Genomic DNA, 22,046 nt, shown 5'->3' on the forward strand with positions numbered 1-22,046 from the left:
TTGCCCGTAAGAATGGCTTTTCCCGCCTAATTGATGAATAGGATTTTAAATATAATCAAGACGCCGTGTTAACCGCTGTTTTCCCTTCCCATGTTTTTTTGCATCGCCGGCGGGCAATCGTAAATTAACCCCCACGCCCTAAAGTCGCCCGGAAGATGGGGAGTTTCATTTTGCTATCCAGGCTGAGCGACAACAAGCAGTTACGGCGCGTGTTGAAGAATACCCGCGTCTCGTTTCTGGTTTCTTCGCTCGTCGCCCTTGTCATCATCATGGTCGGCTTCGGTCTCGATCGGGCCAATACTCAATCTTATGTCCGCGAACTTCATATCCGCACCGAAAGCGAGGCGAACCTCATCCGCGCCCGGATCATGGCTGAGATCAACATGGACCTCAGCATCGTCCGCGACCTTACCAACCTGATCTCCGTCAGCGCGCAAAACGGAGAAGAGATGGAGCGGCAGATCAACTGGCTGCTGATCCAGAATCCGCCCTTCATTCACATCGCCGTCGCACCCGATTTCATCGTCAGAAACGTCTATCCACCGCAATCCAACAACGAGCGGATCGGCCGCGATGTGCGCGAAAGGCTGTTTTCACGCCAGGCGATGACGCCCGCGGCCGGCGATCAGTCGGCGCGCTTCTATGGCCCGATCAGCACCGACGGCCGGGATGCCTTTGCGATATTCTTCCCGGTTTTCGTCAAGGAGAACGGCCAGCGGCGGCTCTGGGGAGCGGTCGAGCTCGTCATCGACCAGCAGATGTTTTATGAGGCAACCGGGCTGATGCCGGCGCGCGACCGCGAGAACCGGGAACGTTTTCCGCATCTTGACCATCTTTCGATCGCCATCCGGGACATCGGCTCGCCGGCAAAGGCCGCGACGGCCGCACCCTTCTTCGGGTCGTCCGAGATCGACGACAAGGAGCCGATGCGCCAGAAGATCGGCTTTGCCGGCGGCAAGTGGGAACTCTCCGTCGTCCCGAACAGCGGCTGGCACGCAATACCGGAGAACCAAACCGAGCTGCGCCTGATCGTCGTTGCCGCCGGCTGCATCATCATCATACCGATCTTCTTCGCGACCCTCCTGTTCGGCGAGCGCAACCGCAATATCACCGAGCTGGAGACACGCGAGGCGAAACTCAAGGAATTGTCGCAGCGGCTCGATCTGGCGCTAGAGTCCTCGAATATCGGCATCTGGGAGCTGGAGGATCATTCGAGCAGCCTGCTCTGGGATGCACGTGCCGCGGCCCTGCACGGCAAGCCGGCGCAGGAAGGCGGCCGGGCGCTCGACGAATGGCTGGCGGCGATCCTGCCCGAGGACCGAGAGATCGCCGAAGTGCATTTCTTCAGCTGCAGCATCGCCGGCGCTGCCTGCACGGCGCAGTACCGCATCGTGCATGCCGATGGCGGCATCCGTCACCTGCGCTCGGTCGGCGCCTTTTATACCGATGCCGGCGGTGTCAGCAGGACGATCGGCATCGTCTGGGATGTGACCGCCGATGCGGAGACGACCGACACGTTGCGCAAGGCGAAAGACATGAGCGAGGTTAAGAATGCCGAGCTGGAGCTGGCGCTTGAAGAGCTTTCCAGCCGCGAGGGACAGCTCGCCGAGCTGTCGAGCCGGCTCGACCTGGCGCTCAACTCCTATCAATGCGGCATCTGGGAAGCGCGGCCCGACCGGGGCGGCTCGATCTGGAACGAGCGCATGCACGAGCTCTATGGGCTTGCGCCGCGCAACGGCTTCATGACCGAGGAGACCTGGCTTGGCTGCATCCACCCCGAGGATCGGGGTCTTGCGCTGGAGAGCGCGCGCCACTTCAAGAAGAACGGCGATACCCACACCCTCGTCTGCCGGGTGATCGTCGATGGCGGCGCGGTGCGCTATGTCCGCTCGGTCGGCAAGGTCCACCAGACGGGGACCGGCGAGATGAAGATCATGGGCATCGCCTTCGATGCCACCGAAGACGTGCTGATGACGATCCGCTTGAAGGCGGCCAAGGACGAGGCGGTCGCCAAGAATATCGAGCTCGAGCTTGCCAAAAACAGGATCGAACACAATTCCTTGCACGACCCGCTGACCGCCCTCGCCAATCGCCGCAAGCTCGATATCGCGCTCGAAGAGCTGACGAATGACGGCCGCCGGCAGCGGCAGAAATTCTCGATCCTGCACATCGACCTCGACCGCTTCAAGGACATCAACGACACGCTTGGCCATGCCGCCGGCGATGCCATGCTGGTGCACGCCTCGAAGGTGCTCGCCAAGAATGTCCGCGGCAGCGATATCGTCGCCCGCATCGGCGGCGACGAGTTCGTCATTCTCGCCCTCGATGTCGGCGACACGGAGATGGCGCAGCTTTCGGCGCGGATCATCGAGGAGATGCGCCAGCCGATCGATTTCCAGGGTTTTTCCTGCCGCTGCGGTGTGTCGATCGGCGTGGCGCTCGCCAACGGCATTCACGTCGATGCGCGCAAGGTGCTGATCAATGCCGATATCGCGCTCTACCGCGCCAAGAGCACGGGCCGCAATCGCTTCGAATTCTTCAATCACAATCTCCAGGCCGATATCGTCAACACCAAGCGCACGGCCGACGAGATCCTCGCCGGCATCGACAATGGCGAGTTCACCGCCTGGTACCAGCCGCAATTCTCGGCACGGACAATGGAGCTGACCGGGGTGGAGGCGCTGGTGCGCTGGAAACATCCGTCCAAGGGGTGGCTTGCGCCCGACAAGTTCCTGCGCATCGCCGACGAGATCAATGTCGTGCAGATGCTCGACCGGATCGTGCTGGAAACGGCGCTGCGCGACAAGATGCGCTGGACCGCGCTCGGCATTGCCGTGCCCAAGGTGTCGGTCAATGTTTCGGCGCGGCGGCTGCATGACGGCAGCCTGCTGGAATCGCTCGCCGATTTGCATATCCGCCCCGGCGAACTTTCCTTCGAACTGGTGGAATCGATCTTCCTCGACGAGAGCGAGGACGTCGTCTCGCACAATCTCGAACACATCAAGGCGCTCGGCATCGATATCGAGATCGACGATTTCGGCACCGGCCATACCTCGATCGTCAGCCTGTTGAAGCTGAAGCCCAAGCGGCTGAAGATTGATCGCCAGCTGGTGCAGCCTATCGTCGGCGCCACGCAGGAGCGGGCGCTGGTCCGCTCGATCATCGACATTGCCCGCTCGCTCGGCGTCGAGACGGTGGCCGAAGGCGTGGAGACCGCGGCCCATGCCGAACTGCTGCGCGATCTCGGCTGCGACATCCTGCAGGGCTATGCCTTCTCGCGGCCGCTCTCCTTCGACGATTTCACCACCGAGGCGACAGGAACGGGATGGCGGCTGGCATCCTGACCGCTTTCCTTTGATACGGACGGAAACAGCATTTCCGCCACCGCCGGTTTGACGCAAAGAAAGGCTTTTGCCTCGACGGTTTTTTGGCCTATGAGTGTCGCGCCTTTTCAAGCAATGGCGCAACCGGCTTTGGCGCGCCACCGTGGGAACACATGTCGCACAATACATTCGGTCACCTCTTCCGCGTAACCACCTGGGGCGAAAGCCATGGTCCGGCGCTGGGCTGCGTCGTCGACGGCTGCCCTCCGGGACTGCGCTTCAAGCTCGAGGACCTGCAGGTCTGGCTCGACAAGCGCAAGCCCGGGCAGTCCCGCTTCGTGACGCAGCGGCGCGAGGACGACCTGGTGAAGGTGCTCTCCGGCGTCATGCTCGACGCCGACGGCGAGACGATGACGACGACAGGCACGCCGATCTCGATGCTGATCGAAAACACCGACCAGCGCTCCAAGGATTACGGCGAGATCGCCCGGCAATTCCGCCCCGGCCATGCCGATTATACCTATGACCTCAAATACGGCATTCGCGACTATCGCGGCGGCGGCCGTTCCTCGGCGCGCGAGACCGCAGCGCGCGTTGCGGCCGGCGGCATCGCCCGGCTGGTGGTGCCCGGTGTCACCGTGCGCGGCGCCCTGGTGCAGATCGGCAAGCACAAGATCGACCGGCGCAACTGGGACTGGGACCAGGTCGGCCAGAACCCGTTCTTCTCCCCCGATGCGGCGATCGTGCCGGTCTGGGAAGAATATCTCGACGGCATCCGCAAGAACGGTTCCTCGATCGGCGCGGTGGTCGAAGTGATCGCCGAAGGCGTACCCGCCGGCCTCGGCGCGCCGATCTATGCCAAGCTCGACCAGGATATCGCCTCGCTGCTGATGTCGATCAACGCCGTCAAGGGTGTCGAGATCGGCAATGGTTTTGCCGCCGCCGAAACCTCAGGCGAAGACAATGCCGACGAGATGCGCATGGGCAATGACGGCACGCCGATCTTCCTTTCCAACAATGCCGGCGGTATTCTCGGCGGGATCTCGACCGGACAGCCGGTGGTGGCGCGTTTCGCCGTCAAGCCGACCTCGTCGATCCTGACCGAACGCCAGTCGATCGATGCCGATGGCAAGAATGTCGATGTCCGCACCAAGGGCCGGCACGACCCCTGCGTCGGCATCCGCGCCGTGCCGATCGGCGAGGCGATGGTCGCCTGTGCCATCGCCGACCATTATCTTCGCGACCGCGGCCAGACCGGCCGGCTGAAATAGGAGCGCCGCCCATGTCGTATGATCAAAAACGCGTCGTCGACGCAATCCGGGCCTTCGAGGCCGGCGAGATCGTCGTCGTCATGGACGACAACGACCGCGAGAACGAGGGTGACCTGATCGTCGCCGCCGTCCACACCACGCCGGAAAAAATGGCCTTCATCGTGCGCCACACATCCGGCATCGTCTGCGCGCCGATGCCGAAGGAAGAGGCCAAGCGGCTCAACCTCAACGCCATGGTGGCGGAAAACGATTCGGCCCATACGACTGCCTTCACCGTCTCGGTCGATTTCAAGCATGGCACGACGACGGGAATTTCCGCCGACGACCGGACGCTGACGGTGCGCAACCTCGCCAATCCGAATGTCGGCGCCGCCGATTTCGTCCGTCCCGGCCATATCTTTCCGCTGGTTTCGCGCGAAGGCGGCGTGCTGATGCGCTCCGGCCATACGGAAGCGGCCGTCGACCTCTGCAAGCTCGCCGGCCTGCCGCCGATCGGCGTCATCTCCGAACTCGTCAATGACGACGGCACCGTCACGCGCGGGCCGCAGGTAGTCGATTTCGCCGAGCAGCACGGGTTGAAGCTCGTCTCCGTCGCCGATCTCATCGCCTATCGCCAGCGCAAGGAAACGCTGGTCGAGCACGGCACGAGCTTCGACATCGACACGCCATTCGGCAAGGCGAAGGCCCATACCTATTCCCTGCCCTGGGACCCGATGCAGCATCTCGCCGTCGTCTTCGGCGACATCCGCGACGGCGTCGACATTCCGGTGCGCCTGCATCCGGAGAATGTGGCCGAGGACCTCTTCGGCAAGAACAGCCCGGTCGATTTCTACATGCAGAAGATTTCCGAGGAAGGCCGCGGCGTCATTGTCTATCTGCGCGAAGGTTCCGTCGGCGTCGGCCACTACGATAACGGCCGCAAAGCCCGCAACCAGGGCCGCGAAGCCCATGCCGAAGCCCAGACCCGCGACAGCGAATGGCTGGAAATCGGCCTCGGCGCCCAGATCCTCAAGGACCTCGGCGTCAGCTCGATCAAGCTGCTCACCAGCCGCGAACGCCACTATGTCGGCCTGGAAGGTTTTGGCATCAAGATCAGCAAAACGGAGATTTGCTGACACATCCCTCTTCTCCCCAGCGGGGAGAAGATGTCCGAAGGACAGATGAGGGGGTGAGCGACGCTAGGAGCGAATGCACTGAGCGCAAGCGAAGGGCAATAATGAGCGGCGTGCCATGAAGCCCCCTCATCCGGCTGCCGCCACCTTCCCCCGAGGGGAGAAGAGACTACCCTCTCCACCCCTCCAGCAAAATGACCTTCTCCACCCCCGCAAACCGCGCCACGCGCTCCAACTCCGCCTCCAGCCGCTCCAGCCGCCCCGCCGAGGCCTTCACGCCCGGTTCCAGCCAGAGCCGCCTGACGTCGAGCGTCGACTTCTTCCGGTCAGCCTTCATATCGATGCGGCCGATCAGCCTGTCGCCTTCGAGCAGCGGGAAGACGTAGTAGCCATATTCGCGCTTCGGTTCGGGCACGAAAATCTCGATGCGGTAGAAGAAGCCGAACAGGCGTTCTGTGCGGTTGCGGTCGCGGATCATCGGGTCGAAAGGGCTGAGCACGCGGATGCGCGGCGGCGCGCCGGGGTAGCTGTCGAGCGTCGAGAGAAAATCGGCAAAGGCCCAGGAGGGGCGCGGCTTGGCTCCGAGCGCCGGTTCGATCAGCACTTCGATCAGCTCGTCGCGATGAGCGGCGACCCAGGCCTTGGCTTCCTCAGGCGAGACGAGGTTCCAGAAGGCCGATATCTCGCCATGGGTGGCAAAGCCGAGGCGGGTCAGCGCGCTGCGGCAGGCCCAGTCGATAAAGTCCTCGCGGCTCACCTCCGGCTCGCGGAATTCGGCCGGGATGACGCGCTCGGTGAGATCGTAGATCTTCTGGAAGTTCGAGCGGCCGGCGATGGCGAACTTGCCGGTGTGCCAGAAATATTCGAGCGCCGTCTTGTTCGGATGCCAGTTCCACCAGCCGCCGGAAACGTGGCCGTCGGCCTTGATGTCGCGCGCCAGGATCGCCCCGTCGCGCTCGACGCGCTGATAGGTCTCCTCGAAAGCCGTCTCGAAACCCTCGCCGCGCCATTTGCGCCAGCGTTCGATGATGACCTTTTCCTGATGGCGGAACTTGTGCTTCCAATAGACGAAGAAGGCGCTCGGCAGGATCGAGGCGTCATGCGTCCAGTGCTCAAACAGCGCGCCGTCCTTTTCGAGCAGCGCCGTCAGGTGCTCGCGCCGATAGGTCTGGTTGCGGGAAAACAGGATCTGATGATGCGCCCGCTCGACCGTCTGGATGCTGTCGACCTGGACGAAACCCAGCTCGCCGATCAGCTGCAGCAGGCCCTCCTTGGTCAAGGCGCGGTTCGGCGGGGCGCTGAGGCCCTGCTTGGCGAGGAAGACCCGGCGGGCGTCGGAATTGGAGAGCAGATTCGTCATGGATGCATCATAACGCGGAAAATCTTCCTAGCCACCCGATATCGCGATTTGCTCTTTCGTTAAACCGATGTCCCCGTATAGAAGCGTTGCTGTCCGGTTGGCGCCAGTGGCTGCCCCTCACCCTAACCCTCTCCCCGCTCGCGGGGAGAGGGGACGTGCCCTACGAAAGGTTGGTCGGAATGGAGAGGTCGCGGCATGGTCCCTTCGCCCCGTTTACGGGGAGAAGGTGCCGGCAGGCGGATGAGGGGCCGGCATCGGCAATCTCCTCCGATGAAAGATGCGAGGGACTGGTTTGGACATAGAATTCGAAGGTGCCGGGGTCAGTTTCGGGACGAGGGTGGCGCTGCAGCCGTTGACGCTTGGGATCAGCGGCAAACGCATCGGCGTCATCGGGCTGAACGGCTCGGGCAAGACCACGTTCGCGCGGCTGATCAACGGGCTGACCAAGCCGACGGTCGGGCGGGTCACCGTCAACGGCCGCGACACGGCCGACGAGAAGACGGCGGCAGCCGATGTCGGCTTCATCTTTCAGTCGCCACAGAACCAGATCATCATGCCGATCGTCCGGGACGACATCGCCTTCGGGCTGAAGCGGCGCGGCTTCACCAAGGCGGAGATCGAAGCGAAGGTCGAGGGCGTGCTGGCCCGCTTCGGCGCCGAGGCGCTGGCCGGGCGGCGGGCGCACGAGCTTTCCGGCGGCGAGCTGCAGGTGGCAGCCCTCTGTTCGGTATTGGCGACGGGGCCCGGCATTCTCATCCTCGACGAACCCACAAACCAGCTCGACCTGAAGAACCGGGCGCTGGTCGAAGGAATTATCGCCGGGCTTGCCGAAAGCGCCATCGTCATCACCCATGATCTGGAGCTGATTGCCGGTTTCGAGCGGGTGCTGCTGTTTCACGAAGGGCGGCTTGCCGCGGATGCGCCGGCGACTGAGGCGATCGCCCGCTACAGGGAGATCGCCCTCTGATGCAGTCGCTCTATGTCGAAGGCAATAGCATAATACATCGGCTTTCGCCGCGGGTGAAACTGCTGTCGCTTGCGATCTTCAGCATCGTGCTGTTCATCACCGGCAATCTCGTGCTGCTGTCTCTCGCGGTGCTGGCGGCGGCGATCCTCTACCGCATGGTCGGGCTGCCGCTCGGCGCCGCGCTGAGGCGGCTGCGGCCGATCTTCCTGACGATCGCGGTCGTCGCGCTCTTCAACCTGCTCTTCAATCCCTGGCAGCAGGCGCTTGTGCCGCCGCTGCGGCTGACGGCGCTGATGCTGCTCGCCGCCGCCGTGACGGCGACGACGTCGATCACCGCGTTTATCGACGAAGTGACGGCACTTGCCCGCCCACTGGAGCGCACCGGCCAGGTGCAGGCCGACGATATCGGCCTGGCGCTGGGGCTGGTCCTACGTTTCGTGCCTGAAATCGTCGACCGTTACCAGGCGATCCGCGAGGCGCACAGGGCGCGCGGGCTGAAGGTCCGGCCGGCGAGCCTGCTTGCGCCGCTGATCATCCTGACGCTCAAGGATGCGGATAATATCGCCGCGGCGATTGACGCGCGCGGCATTCGGCGGCATGGAAGTTAACCAATTTTAACCACGGAATTCATGATGAGCACCCGCGACCTTGTTCTTACCGCCCTCTTTGCCGCAATCATCGTGGCGCTCGGCCTGCTGCCGCCGATCCCGCTCGGCTTCATTCCGGTGCCGATCGCCGCGCAATCGCTCGGCGTCATGATGGCCGGCGTCGTGCTCGGCGCCCGGCGCGGCGCCATTGCCGTGCTGATCGTGCTCCTGCTCGTCGCTATCGGCTTGCCGGTGCTTTCCGGCGGCCGCGGCGGACTTGCGATCTTCGCCTCGCCGACGGCCGGCTTCCTCATCGGCTGGATCTTTGCCGCTTTCGTCACCGGTTATCTCAGCGAGCGGCTGATCAACGACCGGCAGTCCGGCCTGGTGCAGACGGTCAGCTTCTTCCTCACCGCCATGGTCGGCGGCATCGTCGTGCTCTACGCCTTCGGCATCACCTATCTCGCGACGGTCGCCGGTCTCGGCTTCCCGAAAGCCTTCGTCGGCTCGATGGCTTTCGTTCCCGGCGATGTGATCAAGGCCTTCGTCGCCGCCCTGCTCGGCCGCGCCGTCATGGTCGGCTATCCCCTGCTGCCGGCGCATAAAGCATAGGCATTCAATCGCGAATGCACCAATGGCCGCCTTCAGGCTCGAAGGCGGCCATTGCGCTTTAATGGCTGCGTTCAACATCGATTGCGTCATCGGCAGATCCAGCGATTGGTGACGCGGACGATCGGCATTCCTTCGTGAACCACTCCGCAAAACGACGCACCGGCTTTTTCGCCCAGGAGCTGGTGATCAGGTAATATCCCTGGGTCTCCGCCGTCGAGATGTCCGAAAGCACGACGAGGTCGCCGCGATCGATCTCTCGCCGAAATACTTCGACGGGGCATAATGCGACCCCATGCCCGGCGATCACCGCCGTGGCAAGAATGTTGAAGTCCTGAAATATCGGTCCGCGAACCGGCTCCGACGCCTTTATCTCCGTCTTCCGGAACCATTCCTTCCAGCCGTCTAAGGATTCGTCGTGCAGCAGGTCGGCCGCTGCAAAGGGAACACTGCCGACAGTCCAATTCCGCTTGGCCAGATAATGAATGCTGGCCACCGGCTGGTTGCGGCGGGAGAAAAGCAGGCGGCTCTCCCGTCCCCCTGACAGGTCTTCTCCCATGGTGATCAGAACGTCCAGGCTTTCGTCATCGAAGCGCTCTTCCGCTTTTGCATAGACGATCCTGACGTCGAGATCGGGATCGCTCTCCCGGAAAGACGGAAGTGCCGGAACCAGCCAGCGCGACGCGATCGAAGGGATGCATCCGACGGTTATCGACCGCATATTGTGGTCTCTGCGCATGTTGCCCGTGGCGTGGGCGATGGCTGCCAATGAGCCCGAGACGGCCAGATAATATTCGCTGCCCGCCGGGGTCAGCGCCACGCCGCGCCCGGATTTTTGCAGCAGCTTGCGTCCGAGCCATGCCTCCAGATGTTTGAGCTGATGACTGATCGCCGCGTGGGTCACATGCAGTTCGTCTCCAGCCTTTGAGAGGCTCATGAGGCGAGCGGTCGCTTCGAAGGCTCTCAAGGCGTTCAGCGGCGGCAGTTGCATATGTTCGAATTCCTCACATGATCGGCGGGTTTCATTCGCCACCAGAAATGTCAAAATCTGATCAAATCGCGCTTCGTTTGGCTCAAGGAGATTGCCGCATCAAACTCACCACGCGTCGAATTCAGCCACAACATGTAACTTATTCTAACAGCTTTCTCAATTTTGATCATTTGAAGCAAGCGTGGATTGCGGTGCCTATTGGGATCACGGAGATCAAAGACGTCTCCGTCATTCGCGAGAGGAAAGAACATGTTTGTGAGAAATCTGAAGGAAGTGGAGCAGACCGAGCGTTTCGTCGATTGGGGCAATGGCACGAGCCATCGCCTGCTGACGAATGATGACGGGATGGGGTTCACGGTCTGCCACACGGTCGTTCGCGCCAACACGCAAGCCCTGCTGCAGTACCGCAACCACCTGGAGGCCTGCTACTGCATCCAGGGAGAAGGCGAGGTCGAGGATATGGACGGCAACGTCTTCCCCATCGGCATCGGCGACATCTACGTCCTCGATAAACATGATCGCCACTATTTGCGGGGCGGCAAGGACAAGGACCTCATTCTCGTCAGCGTCTTCAATCCACCTCTGAAAGGGACGGAACGTCACGATCTGAACAACAGAAGCGGTTCCGAATACTGAGGCCGAGCGACGCGGCGGGGACGCTGCAATCCTCCTGAGCGGCTCAAGATCTTCATCATCTGCCGATCTCCGGCAGGGCCGCCCGTCCTTGGCGAACAGTTTGGCGATGTGATAGCAAGTATCGGAATTGCACGCTCTCGGTGCGGCGTGCCCTGTTGGCTGGAAGGGTCTGCTGCCAGTGATCCGCACGAAGATCGATACGCTGTGGTTCAAGCGGTGCTGCGCGTTTCACCTGCAGTTCCTCCCCGATCTCGAGGCGCTGTCAAAGCTCTGCCTCCTGCAAGACAGCATCGAGCGAGACAGCGCCGCGTCCCTCTCACGCGTCCCGGCCACAAGCCTGCACATGACGGTCGTCACCCTCGTCAAGGCCGCGGCCCAATTCGGCATTCCGAACGAGGAGGTCTGGAGGCAAAACGGGGAAAGATGGACGGAGATCGTCGAGAGACTGATCGACGAGACCCCACCCTTCGACGTTCATTTTCACGAGGTGGCGGCTTCGGAAGCGGCTATCTTCGTAAAAGCCGAGGAGCCGGCGGAATTGCACAGACTTCGCTCGGCCATTTCACAGGCCATCTGTTTCGATGAGTGGCGTCCAACCCCGCCCAGCATAGCGCATATAACGCTGTTCAGGTTTTTCGCCGAAGAGCCGGTGCCGGCGGTCAGTTTCGACGCAGGCTGTTTACCCATGGGAGTGCGGGCTGGGTCCCTCACCTTGCTGGAAGAGCACGTTTATCCAAACGTCGAGATCGATATCCTCAGCGAACCGGTCCTCCGCGGCAAAAGCGCGGAATAGCAACTCCGACTGGTCGAGCGGCACTGCTTTGGCGAATGCCGTTCAGCGCATCAGCAGCGACACCAGGCCGGCCTGGGAGTTGACCCCGAGCTTGGAATAGATGTTTCTCAGATGGGTTCTGACGGTCTCGTAGCTGATCTCGTCGGCTACAGCCACTTCCCTGGCGGAATGGCCCGATGCGATGCTCGATGCGATCCGGACTTCCGTTGCGGTCAGTTTGTAGAGCTGCATCAGCAAATCGCGCCGCTCCCCGAGGGGGCTCGCCATCATCGGCTCGGCGATGAGAGCCACGGTCGGCCCCTCCAGAAACTCGGTAAACGCATCGGACTGAAGCCGGACGAGCGTGAGGCGGTAACTATCCTGGTTCCTGCCCTTGACGATTGCCGTGTGCGGTTTGGTCTGCGTGCCGTTTCGGGAGGTCAGGAATTCAAGAACGGCGGCCGACTTCTGGCATTGCAGTCCGAGCTTGCCATCTGCGGTGATCCGCACCGGCAGACCGGCTTCCATCAAGGCCTCCGCGCTCTTGTTCCAGCGACGGACTTTCCCTTGTTCCGAAACGTAAATCAGACCGACCCCGATGCTGTCGAACAGGGTTTGGCTTGCGTGTTCGTGCGGCGCAAACAGGTCCCGTTTGCGAATGAAATCGAACGCCCTCTTCAGATGCGGCGCGAGGATCGTGTACCGTTCGGCCGCTTCCCTATTGAGATCGGGGTCGGCCGAAGATGTCGAGGTCGACAGGATGAAGGTGCGGCTTTCCTCGCGAATGATGGAAACACCCACACTCGTTTCGCATCCGGCCTGCCGCTTCAGCCAGTCATTGTAAAATTCCGACTTGATCAGCTCTTCACGCGGAAAGATCTCGTCGCCGCACAGGCCTTGGCCGACGGGCACGAGACCCAATCTCGGGATCCAAGGATTGACTGCGGCGAAGTGGCTGCTGAACTGGTCGACCTCGGCCTGCGAGAAGCCTGACATGAAAGGAACATGGGCAACGGACGAGGTCAGATCGTGGTAATGCAGCGCAGCCTTGCCGCCCGGCGACGTTTGCGCAACGCTATCCAAGAAATCCTGCCAGCTGCACTCGCCGAAGAGACTTCCATAAATCAAATCCGTCAAATGAGATGAAACGTCAGTCGATTGAACCATGATCGATTTTCAACTTCAGCGAATGAAAGCATCTTCGAATAATCAATAGCGTTGAATTCGGAAATGCAACGGAATTCGCACGTGAATATCCGATCGCTGCCGGCTGCGCCCAATACTACAACCGGAGCATGCTTCATCTGAGAGCGGCGTTACATTTGGCGACTGGCGCCTTCCAGCCGGGAAATGCATGGAACTTGGAATGCCCGCGCGCGACGTGGACATCTCGACGCCACGGGTGATGCCCCGCGGCGTCAAGCAATGGGTGCGGGTGCCCGTCGTCAAACCAGGCCCGGCACGACGAACACCAGCCAGGCGACGATCGGCCCGATGATGGCAATCAGCGCGCTGTAGATCAGCAATTGCTTGAGTACCTGCTCCCGGCTGTCATCCGGGGCATTGGCGACCACGAGCGCGCCATTGGTGGAGAACGGGCTGGTATCGACGATCGTCGTCGAGATCGCGATGGCGGCGACCACGCCGATGGCGCTGACATGTCCCTGCATGAGGAACGGGACGGCAAGCGGGATGATCGCGCCGAGCAGCGCAGTCGAGGATGCAAAGGCCGAGACGATGGCACCGGTAAAGCAAAGCAGCAGCGCCACCAGGAGCGGCATGCCGAGGCTGGATATGCCGTTCGCCACGTAATCGACCGTACCGGCCTTCTCCATGACGCCGACGTAAGTGATGATGCCCGCAATCAGCAGCACGGTCGACCAGCTGACCTTGTCGATTGCCGCCTTCTGCGTTTTCGGGGACAGCAGCGCGAGGGCGACGGCGACGGTCATGGCGACGAGGCCGACATTGAACTTGAAAACCAGAGCGCCGATGCCGAGCGCCGTCAGGCCGATCAGGGTGGTAATTCTCTCATTGTTCAGGCGCAGCGTCGCAGCGGTATCGGCCGCCGTGCCATAGGCATGGTCGCGGATTGGTTTTGCCGGCGTGCCGCCGTGACCCCTGATCGACGCCGACACGCCCTCGGGATGCAGTTCGGGCAAGGGGCCAAAGGACGATGCGGGCACCTGCCGCATGACCTTTGCGCCGCCGAAAACGAAGAAGACCAGCACCGCGATGGCCAGGTTGAAGAAAAAGCTGGAGAGAAACAAGGAGGTCGGAGCGAAAGGCAGGCCGGCCTTCGCGACGATCTGGTTGGTGATGCCGCCATAGATGCTGATCGGCGAAAAACCGCCCGCTTGCGCGCCGTGGATCACCATCAGGCCCATCATGACGGGGTGAATGCGGTACTGGATGGCAAAGCTCAGCGCTACCGGCGCAAGGATGGCGACGGCGGCAGGCCCAAGAGCGCCGAAACCGGTAATGACGGCGGCAACGAGGAACATCACCCAGGGAATCAGGCCTATGTGTCCACGCACCAAGCGGACGGCGCATTCGACCAGCCAGTCGATGGTGCCGTTGATCTGCGCGATGGCGAAGAGGTAGGTGACGGCGACGAGCGTCAGAAACAGGTCACTCGGAAAGCCCGCAAAAATGTCGGTGGTTTTCATGCCGATGGTCATGGAGCCAAGCACGAAGGCGCCGGCAAAGGCGAGCGCGCCCATGTTGATCGGCTGGATCGTCGCAATGATGAACATGGCGACCAGCAGGCCTATGGCCAGAATTTCAATACCCATGATTCCCCTCCCTCCGACGCCTCCGGCGCCGTCGCTGCTGTTTGCGATATTGATGCGGATAACGACGCGTCCTCCTCCCAGAGGGCGGTCGTCTTACGTCCCGGTGTAAAGATCGGCGTATTGCTGCCGCAGGATGTTCTTTTGAACCTTGCCCATCGTGTTGCGCGGCAGGTCCTCGGCAAATATGATGCGTTTGGGCTGCTTATAGCGGGCGAGACGATCCTGGAGGGCGCTGACAATGGTCTTTTCATCCAGCCCGGCGCCGGGCTTGCAGACGACGACGGCCGTTACGCCTTCTCCAAAATCGGGATGCGGCACGCCGATCACGGCGCTCTCGACGACGCCGTCGATCTGGTCGATCTCGCTCTCGACCTCTTTCGGATAGATGTTGTATCCACCCGAGATCACCAGATCCTTGCCGCGGCCGACGATGTGCACGTAGCCGTCCTGGTCGATCTTGCCGAGGTCGCCGCTGATGAAGAAGCCGTCCGCGGTGAACTCGGCCGCGGTCTTTTCCGGCATGCGCCAATAACCCTTGAAGACGTTCGGTCCGTTGATCTCGATCATGCCGGTTTGTTCAGCCGGCAGCACCTGTCCCGTAGCGGGATCGGTGACGCGCACCGTCACATCAGGCAACGGCAGGCCGACCGTGCCGGCGATCCGTTTCCCCTCATAGGGGTTGGAGGTGTTCATATTGGTTTCCGTCATGCCGTAGCGCTCGAGAATCGCGTGACCGGTGCGCGCCTGGAACTGGCTATGTGTTTCTGCAAGCAGCGGCGCCGAGCCGGAAACGAACAGGCGGATGCTGGCTGCCGCCTCTTTGCCGAAGCGCGGGCTTTGCAGGAGGCGGACATAGAAGGTCGGCACGCCCATCAGCATGGTTGCCTGCGGCATCAGGGAAACGACCTCGTCGGCGTCGAACTTCGACAGCAGGAACATCGAGGCGCCGGCGAGCAGCGTGACGTTGGTGGCGACGAACAGCCCGTGTGTGTGGAAGATCGGCAAGGCGTGGATCAGCCGATCATCGGCGGTGACGCGCCAATAGTCGCGCAAGGTCAGAGCATTCGAGAGCAGGTTCCCATTCGTGAGCATCGCCCCTTTGGAACGTCCCGTCGTTCCCGAGGTGTAGAGGATGGCGGCCAGATCATCGGCGGAGCGCGAGGCGTCGACAAAGTCGGCCGGCTCGTCGCGTGCCAGATCGAGCAACGAGCCGCTGCCGTCAGCGTCGAGCGTTTCGACGATCGCGCCGTAGTGCTTGGCGATTTTCTCCACACCCTCCCGCGCGGCCGAAGCAACGACCACCAGGCGCGGCTCGGCGTCGCCGATAAAGTAATCGAGTTCGGCCAGCGTATAGGCGGTGTTGAGCGGCAGGTAGACCGCGCCGCTTCGCAGACAGGCGAGGTAAAGGATCAATGCCTCGGCGCTTTTCTCCACTTGCACCGCAACCCGGTCGCCGGGGCGAATACCGAGCGTGTCCATCGCGCTGGCAATGCGGCCGGAAAGAGCAAAAGCGTCGCCATAGGTCCATGTCTGAGCGGCGCCGATCCGCATGAACGGTGCGTTGCCGGGCGCAGCGGCCCGCATCGCGTCGAAAAGATGGTTGCTCACTTTCGCCCTCCTCCAAGCGTTGAGTTCATGATCTGCGCGAAGGCTCGAGAGCCTTGCTGGCCGTTGCCGCCGCGACGGCCTTCGTCGTTCTGGTTGAGCAGGCTTTTGACGGCAGGCGAGGCGATCACTTCGCCGCGCTGCGCTAAGGCCTCGTGATTGGCCACGATGTCGTCGAGCTTATAGAGGTAGTTGACCATCAGGCCGTGTGCCTGCTGGACTGCCTTCGGCGACCGGTCGCCAAGAAAATTCACTCTTTCAAGCCGGGCGCCGTTGCCGAGATGGAAGCGGGCGACGGGATCGACCGGGCGGCCCTCCGGCGTTCGTTCGGTCAGGAAGTAGCGCGCTGCAAGCGGCAGCAACACGCGCTCCAATTCGGCGCTGCTCTTCTCATTGCCCGGCCAGTTCGGGTCGTCCAGCAGGCTCAGCGTTTCCAGGGCTGCTTTGGACAGGGACCGGGCGCCGGCCGGATCGCGCGCCTTGGCAACCCAGCGGGCAAAGCCCGGGACAGGCGACAGCGTGACGAAATTCTTCAGGCCGGGCAGGTCCCGGCGCAGATCTTCCACGACCTGCTTGATCAGGAAATTGCCGAACGAGATTCCGCGCAGGCCATCCTGGCAGTTGGAGATCGAATAGAAGACAGCCGTCGTCGCCTCATCGGCATTGATCTGCTCCCTCCCCTCGTCGAGGACATCTGCGATCGCAATGGGCACGGATCGGGTGAGCGCCACCTCGACGAACACCAGCGGTTCGTCGGCCAATCGGGGATGGAAAAAGGCAAAGCATCGACGGTCGGCCGGCGCCAGACGGCGGCGCAATTCCTCCCAGCTGGCGATCTCATGCACGGCCTCGTATTTGATGATCTTTTCGAGGATGTTTGCCGGCGTCGACCAGTCGATCGGCCGCAGCGTCAGAAAGCCACGATTGAACCAGGAGCCGAACAGATGCGTGAAATCGGCATCGAGCGCGTGATAGGCTTCGGACCGGTCCTTGGAAGCAAGCAGCTGCTGACGCATACGGACCAGCCTGGCGGTGCCGTTCGGGGCCTGATTCAAGCGGCGCAGGAGTTCCTGCCGCCGCGGCTCCGCGGCCTGATGGAGCGCGATGACGGCGGCAGAGCTTTTGTCAGTACGGTAATTTTCCATCGCCTGGTCGAGCCTCACCGTGTCGGGCCCGAACGTTTCGTGAAGCATATGGAAGAATTGCTGCGCGCCCGCGCTTTCGAGCCCGCCCCAGCGATCGAGTATCTCGGCCGCAAGGGCCATGCCGGATGCTTCACCCCGGCTCGACAACAGCATCTCGCAGAGAGTCTGCAGATCGGCTTTGGCTGCGGCCTGGGTGTTGCGCGAGCCGGAAAACAGAAGCTGGCGTCCGTGATCGGTAATGCTTTGCAGCATGTCGGTGAAGAAAGAAGCTTCAGGCATGCCATTCTCCCCTCTCCTGAAGGTCGGCCGCATTATGCGCGCCTTGGACCCTGCTTCCCATCAAAGGGCTTCGTCTGTAGTATGTAGATTGTCATTTTTCGTACACGAAGTCAACGATCTTGTATACAAGAATGGCATTTATGTATGAAGGATACGAGAGACATGTCCGAGAACGTCGGCCGGTGGCTACGGGATGAGATTGAAAATGCAATACTTTCCTACGAGTTCGCGCCCGGCGAACGGCTGGATGAAACCGTGCTTGCCAATCGTTTCGGCGTGTCGCGAACGCCGGTGCGCGAAGCGTTGATGCAGCTAGACGCGATCGGCCTGATAGAAATCCGGCCGCGCCGGGGCGCCGTCGTGATCGATCCAGGGCCGCACCGCATTTACGAGATGTTCGAGGTGATGGCGGAGCTCGAGGGCTTGGCGGGAGCGCTCGCCGCACGCCGGTTGGACAAGACCTCCCGGGAAGCAATCACCGCCACCCACAGCCGCTGCGAGCAGTCCGCCGATGCCGGCGACAGCGATGCCTACTACTACGACAATGAGGAATTCCATAAGGCCATCTACGCCGCAAGCCGAAGCGATTTCCTGCAAGAGCAATGCGTGCAATTGCATCGGCGCCTGCGCCCCTATCGCCGCCTCCAGCTGCGGGTGCGCAATCGCCTGTCGACGTCCTTTTCGGAACATTGCGCCATCGTCGATGCGATCTTCGCCGGAGATGGGGACGAAGCCCGCCGCCTGTTGCGAACACATGTCGGCATTCAGGGAGAAAGGTTCAGCGATCTGGTGGCAAGCATGGCGGCCAGATAGAATGTCCTAATCCAAGAACCCATAAAGCCAGTCCCGCGTCTCCTCCGGCAGCGACACCGGCTGCTGATCCTCCTGGGCGCGGGCCTGCCAGATGATCTCAACCTCGGCGGCGCGTTCCTCCCCCGTATCGATCGAGACGATGAAGCCGATGGAGCGCACGCCGATCTTATCGACGGCGGCGGTAAAAAGGGCCGGCTCGTCGTAATGCAGCGGGCGGTGGAGAACGCAGGTAATCTTGCTGGCGATATAGACCGGTTCGTCCTCGACCTCGGGCCGCGCTAACCAGAAGCTCGCAATGACGGATTCGGCATAGGAAATATAGGAGGCCAGAAACATCTGGCCGGTCATATCGACATCGCGAAACGGCACATGTATTTCCGTTACACCCGGGCGTTTCGACTGACTCATCAACAACTCTGCCTACAAAATTCCCCGTTGACGACAGTAGCACGGGGTTTTTCGAAGTAAACGGCTGAGATGACAGGAATTTATAATGCCGGCGGCGGCGAGATGGGGCGCAGGCGCGCTTGTTGAAATCGTCGGGCGATGCCCCATCTGCTGTGGAACATGACATAAGCGACCGATAGAGTGTCTCCATGAGCACCCGTCTTTATGAGCATCCGATCTTCCTGGAACATGTCACGCCCGCCGGTCATCCGGAGCGATCGGACAGAATCCGCGCCATCAATGTCGCGCTGGAACATCCGAATTTCGAGCGGCTGGAGCGCCGGCAGGCGCCTGAAGCAAGCGAGGATGCGGTGCTGCTGGCCCATCCGGAAGAGCATCTCAAAGCCGTGATGCGGGAGATTCCCGAGGAAGAGGACCGGATCAACCAGCTCGAAGCCGATACCTATGCCAGCCCCAAAAGCCTGCAGGCGGCGCTGACCGGCATCGGCGGAGCGATGGCGGCGGTGGACGACGTCTTTTCCGGCGCCGCCGACAATGTCTTCGTCGCCGCCCGTCCGCCGGGCCACCATGCCGAGAAGATGACGGCGATGGGCTTCTGCTTCTTCAACAATGCAGCGATCGCCGCCCGCCATGCGCAGAAGCGGCATGGCGCCGAGCGCGTCGCCATCATCGACTGGGATGTGCACCATGGCAACGGCACCCAGGATATCTTCTGGGACGACCCCTCGGTGCTGTTCTGCTCGACGCATCAGATGCCGCTTTATCCCGGCAGCGGCGCCAAGGACGAGAAGGGCAAGCACAACACCATCGTCAACGCGCCGCTTTCGCCGAATGTCGGCAGCGACCATTTCCGCGAGGCGTTCAAATCGCGCGTGCTGCCGGCCGTTGCCGATTTCAGGCCGGATCTCATCATCATCTCGGCCGGCTTCGACGCGCATCACCGCGACCCGCTGGCGCAGATCAACCTGACGGGCGAGGATTTCGACTGGGCGACCGGCCGCGTGCTCGAACTGGCCGACCGGCACGCGAAGAACCGGGTCGTCAGCCTGCTCGAAGGCGGTTATGATCTCGAGGGGCTCGCCGAATCGGCGGGCATGCATATTCTGAGAATGATGAAGGGTTGAGAATGACTGACAGCGCCAAGCCGGAGGTATCCGGCCTTTCCTTCGAAAAGGCGGTCGCCGAACTCGAAAGCATCGTTGCCCGGCTGGAACGCGGCGACGTGGCGCTTGATGAATCGATCGAGATCTATGAGCGCGGCGAAGCGCTGAAGAAACATTGCGAGACGCTGCTTTCGGCCGCCGAAAACCGCATCGAAAAGATCAGGCTCGACCGCGCCGGCAAGCCGCAGGGCGTCGAACCGCTCGACGGGGCCTGAGGGCGCCGGTGCATGTCGCCCGGAAGTGTGCAGCGGTTCCGGGATAAAGAAATGGATGAAAACAAGTCGCTAAAGCCGCCTTTTGGCGCTTGGCGACCGGCTTGCGGCCGATCTATGATCCCCTTCCAATATCATGAGGGGACAGAAACATGACGGACAGATTGAAGGGCAAGGTCGCCATCATCTCGGGCGGCGCGACCGGCATGGGCGGTGCAGCCTCGAAGCTCTTTGCGGCGGAAGGCGCGCGCGTCGCGATCATCGACCGCAATGGAGAAGCGGCGGCCGAGACCGTCAAGCAGATCCGTGATGCCGGCGGTGAGGCCGACTGCTGGACGGCCGACGTCTCCGACGAAGCGGCCGTCAATTCAGCCGTCGCGGGCGTCGAGGAACGTTACGGCGCCGTCACCGTGCTCTTCAACCATGCCGGCACGATCGTCATCAAACCCTTCCTGGAAACGACGCTTCAGGAATGGGACTGGTTGCACGCCGTCAATGTGCGCTCGATGTTCCTGATGACCAAGGCCGCGTTGCCGAAAATGATTGCCGCAGGCGGCGGGTCGATCGTCTGCACCTCGTCGATCTCGGCGGTCGCCGCCACGCCGATGGAAGTGCTTTACGACACGACCAAGGGCGCCGTGCACATGTTTGCCCGCGCCATCGCCGTGGAATTCCGCGACCGCAACATCCGCTGCAACGCCGTCTGCCCCGGCTTCATCCGCACGCCGCACGGCCTGCGCGAGGTGGCCGACCTACAGGCGCTCGGCGTCGACGTTTCGGACGCCGCCATCGCCGCGCAGCAGGGGCGGATCGGCGAGCCCGAAGACGTGGCGCGGGCCGCCCTTTACCTCGCCAGCGACGAGTCGAATTTCGTCAACGGCGCCCATCTTTTCGTCGACAACGGTTTTACCGCGATTTGAGACGGGCGGGCTCCGCGCCCGATTGGACGCGCGGCGCTCCAAGCGCTATTTGTGGGCAGTGCGAAGCCGCATCATTCAAAATGATGCAGCGGCGCCTCAGATCGGAGAGTTCCACCATGTCCTTCTTTCCCGGTAAAGATCCCCTGCCCGGCGATGCCTTCGCCTGTGATGCGATCGAGAATCTGATCATTCCGCGCACAAGCGATATCGGCGGCTTCCAGGTGCGGCGGGCGCTGCCGACGCGGCAGCGGCGACTGGTCGGGCCGTTCATCTTCTTCGACCGGATGGGGCCGGCGATCCTGAAGCCGAATGAAGCACTCGACGTGAAGCCGCATCCGCATATCGGGCTGTCGACGGTCACCTATCTCTTCGACGGCGAGATCCGCCATCGCGACAGCCTCGGCACCGAAAAGGTCATCCGTCCCGGCGATATCAACCTGATGACGGCCGGTCGCGGCATCGTGCATTCGGAGCGCACGCCCGACAATCTGCGCGGCCATCCGCTGCTGATGTCGGGGCTGCAGACCTGGCTGGCGCTGCCCGACGACAAGGAGGAGATCGATCCCGCCTTCGCCCATACGGAAAAGTCCGACATGCCGCTGATCGAGACTGCAGGCGTGCGCGGGCGCGTGGTCATCGGCTCGTTCGAAGGCATGACGTCGCCGGTCGGGGTTTTCTCCGACACGCTTTATGTCGATCTCGACCTGCAGCCGGGCGCCAAATTTCCTTTCGGCGCAGCGCATGAAGAGCGCGCCGTCTACGTGCTCTCCGGCGAGGTCGTCATCTCAGGCGACCGCTTCGCCGCCGATCAGCTGCTGGTCTTCCGGCCGGGCGATCCGATCACGCTCGAAGCCGGCAGCGACGGCTGCCACCTGATGCTGTTCGGCGGTGCGGCGCTGAATTCGAAACGTTATATCTGGTGGAATTTCGTTTCCTCCTCGAAGGAGCGGATCGAAAAAGCCAAAGAGGAATGGCGCAGCGGCCGCTTCGATATCGTTCCCGGCGACGAAGAGGAATTCGTGCCTTTGCCGGAAGGCTGACGGCGGCAATGATCGGCCGCCGCCGGTCACCTGCCCCC

The 22,046-nt window shown here is 62.1% G+C and carries 20 protein-coding genes; 13 read left to right on the forward strand and 7 right to left on the reverse strand.

What is annotated here, in order from left to right; all coding sequences use genetic code 11:
- Positions 1-155: 155 nt before the first annotated feature.
- From ACS4RS_RS02635 to ribB, 3 genes are all read left to right on the forward strand, one after another.
- A complete protein-coding gene (locus ACS4RS_RS02635; protein WP_449313862.1) occupies positions 156-3,344 on the forward strand; it encodes a bifunctional diguanylate cyclase/phosphodiesterase in 3,189 nt (1,062 codons plus the stop codon).
- A gap of 152 nt (positions 3,345-3,496) precedes the next feature.
- Positions 3,497-4,594 (forward strand): chorismate synthase, encoded by a 1,098-nt coding sequence (gene aroC, locus ACS4RS_RS02640; RefSeq protein WP_439008841.1) that lies wholly within the window; start codon positions 3,497-3,499, stop codon positions 4,592-4,594.
- 11 nt (positions 4,595-4,605) lie between these two features.
- Positions 4,606-5,709 (forward strand): 3,4-dihydroxy-2-butanone-4-phosphate synthase, encoded by a 1,104-nt coding sequence (gene ribB, locus ACS4RS_RS02645; RefSeq protein ID WP_003588124.1) that lies wholly within the window; start codon positions 4,606-4,608, stop codon positions 5,707-5,709.
- A 166-nt stretch (positions 5,710-5,875) separates the two neighbouring features.
- Here the strand turns inward: ribB and ACS4RS_RS02650 are convergent, their stop codons facing one another.
- On the reverse strand, positions 5,876-7,066 hold the full coding sequence (locus tag ACS4RS_RS02650) for a DNA glycosylase AlkZ-like family protein (RefSeq protein ID WP_439008840.1): 1,191 nt from the start codon (positions 7,064-7,066) through the stop codon (positions 5,876-5,878).
- Between the two features lie 292 nt (positions 7,067-7,358).
- On the opposite strand from ACS4RS_RS02650, the gene ACS4RS_RS02655 reads away from it, so the two are divergent.
- The 3 genes from ACS4RS_RS02655 to ACS4RS_RS02665 are packed head-to-tail and all read left to right on the forward strand — an operon-like array spanning position 7,359 to position 9,232.
- On the forward strand, positions 7,359-8,033 hold the full coding sequence (locus ACS4RS_RS02655; RefSeq protein ID WP_439008839.1) for an ATP-binding cassette domain-containing protein: 675 nt from the start codon (positions 7,359-7,361) through the stop codon (positions 8,031-8,033).
- Complete coding sequence (locus tag ACS4RS_RS02660; protein WP_439008838.1) at positions 8,033-8,641, forward strand: CbiQ family ECF transporter T component; 609 nt, start codon at positions 8,033-8,035, stop codon at positions 8,639-8,641. Before ACS4RS_RS02655 ends, ACS4RS_RS02660 begins: the two co-directional genes overlap by 1 nt.
- Positions 8,642-8,665: 24 nt before the next feature.
- Positions 8,666-9,232 carry a biotin transporter BioY gene (locus ACS4RS_RS02665; RefSeq protein ID WP_439008837.1) on the forward strand — a complete coding sequence of 189 codons (567 nt, stop codon included), beginning with the start codon at positions 8,666-8,668 and terminating at the stop codon, positions 9,230-9,232.
- Between the two features lie 58 nt (positions 9,233-9,290).
- On the opposite strand, the gene ACS4RS_RS02670 is transcribed toward ACS4RS_RS02665, so the two are convergent.
- Complete coding sequence (locus tag ACS4RS_RS02670) at positions 9,291-10,220, reverse strand: LysR substrate-binding domain-containing protein (RefSeq protein WP_439008836.1); 930 nt, start codon at positions 10,218-10,220, stop codon at positions 9,291-9,293.
- 249 nt (positions 10,221-10,469) lie between these two features.
- On the opposite strand from ACS4RS_RS02670, the gene ACS4RS_RS02675 reads away from it, so the two are divergent.
- Both ACS4RS_RS02675 and ACS4RS_RS02680 read left to right on the forward strand, forming a co-directional pair.
- Complete coding sequence (locus tag ACS4RS_RS02675; RefSeq protein WP_439008835.1) at positions 10,470-10,856, forward strand: ectoine synthase; 387 nt, start codon at positions 10,470-10,472, stop codon at positions 10,854-10,856.
- Between the two features lie 178 nt (positions 10,857-11,034).
- Positions 11,035-11,649 carry a 2'-5' RNA ligase family protein gene (locus ACS4RS_RS02680; protein WP_439008834.1) on the forward strand — a complete coding sequence of 205 codons (615 nt, stop codon included), beginning with the start codon at positions 11,035-11,037 and terminating at the stop codon, positions 11,647-11,649.
- A gap of 42 nt (positions 11,650-11,691) precedes the next feature.
- Here the strand turns inward: ACS4RS_RS02680 and ACS4RS_RS02685 are convergent, their stop codons facing one another.
- From ACS4RS_RS02685 to ACS4RS_RS02700, 4 genes are all read right to left on the reverse strand, one after another.
- On the reverse strand, positions 11,692-12,795 hold the full coding sequence (locus ACS4RS_RS02685) for a LuxR C-terminal-related transcriptional regulator (RefSeq protein ID WP_439008833.1): 1,104 nt from the start codon (positions 12,793-12,795) through the stop codon (positions 11,692-11,694).
- A gap of 278 nt (positions 12,796-13,073) precedes the next feature.
- Positions 13,074-14,423: an SLC13 family permease gene (locus tag ACS4RS_RS02690; RefSeq protein ID WP_439008832.1), complete on the reverse strand. Its 1,350-nt coding sequence runs from the start codon at positions 14,421-14,423 to the stop codon at positions 13,074-13,076.
- Positions 14,424-14,516: 93 nt separating this feature from the next.
- Entirely contained in the window at positions 14,517-16,031 is a 1,515-nt protein-coding gene (locus tag ACS4RS_RS02695; RefSeq protein ID WP_439008831.1) for an AMP-binding protein, read from the reverse strand.
- Positions 16,028-17,452, reverse strand: a complete 1,425-nt coding sequence (locus tag ACS4RS_RS02700; protein WP_439008830.1) for a malonyl-CoA decarboxylase — start codon at positions 17,450-17,452, stop codon at positions 16,028-16,030. The genes ACS4RS_RS02695 and ACS4RS_RS02700 overlap by 4 nt, the downstream gene beginning before the upstream one ends.
- 162 nt (positions 17,453-17,614) lie before the next feature.
- On the opposite strand from ACS4RS_RS02700, the gene ACS4RS_RS02705 reads away from it, so the two are divergent.
- Positions 17,615-18,265: an FCD domain-containing protein gene (locus ACS4RS_RS02705; RefSeq protein ID WP_439008829.1), complete on the forward strand. Its 651-nt coding sequence runs from the start codon at positions 17,615-17,617 to the stop codon at positions 18,263-18,265.
- A 6-nt stretch (positions 18,266-18,271) separates the two neighbouring features.
- Here the strand turns inward: ACS4RS_RS02705 and ACS4RS_RS02710 are convergent, their stop codons facing one another.
- On the reverse strand, positions 18,272-18,673 hold the full coding sequence (locus ACS4RS_RS02710; RefSeq protein WP_003588154.1) for an acyl-CoA thioesterase: 402 nt from the start codon (positions 18,671-18,673) through the stop codon (positions 18,272-18,274).
- A 188-nt stretch (positions 18,674-18,861) separates the two neighbouring features.
- Between ACS4RS_RS02710 and ACS4RS_RS02715 the strand changes: the two genes are divergently transcribed.
- The 4 genes from ACS4RS_RS02715 (at position 18,862) to ACS4RS_RS02730 (ending at position 22,008) form a co-directional block, all read left to right on the forward strand.
- Positions 18,862-19,797 (forward strand): histone deacetylase family protein, encoded by a 936-nt coding sequence (locus ACS4RS_RS02715; RefSeq protein WP_439008828.1) that lies wholly within the window; start codon positions 18,862-18,864, stop codon positions 19,795-19,797.
- Between the two features lie 2 nt (positions 19,798-19,799).
- Positions 19,800-20,051 (forward strand): exodeoxyribonuclease VII small subunit, encoded by a 252-nt coding sequence (locus ACS4RS_RS02720; RefSeq protein WP_003545921.1) that lies wholly within the window; start codon positions 19,800-19,802, stop codon positions 20,049-20,051.
- A 149-nt stretch (positions 20,052-20,200) separates the two neighbouring features.
- Entirely contained in the window at positions 20,201-20,968 is a 768-nt protein-coding gene (locus ACS4RS_RS02725; RefSeq protein WP_439008827.1) for an SDR family oxidoreductase, read from the forward strand.
- A 116-nt stretch (positions 20,969-21,084) separates the two neighbouring features.
- Positions 21,085-22,008 carry a pirin family protein gene (locus tag ACS4RS_RS02730; protein ID WP_184692974.1) on the forward strand — a complete coding sequence of 308 codons (924 nt, stop codon included), beginning with the start codon at positions 21,085-21,087 and terminating at the stop codon, positions 22,006-22,008.
- Positions 22,009-22,046 lie beyond the last annotated feature (38 nt).

The organism is Rhizobium sp. F40D2 (genome assembly GCF_051810745.2).
Taxonomy (GTDB): domain Bacteria; phylum Pseudomonadota; class Alphaproteobacteria; order Rhizobiales; family Rhizobiaceae; genus Rhizobium.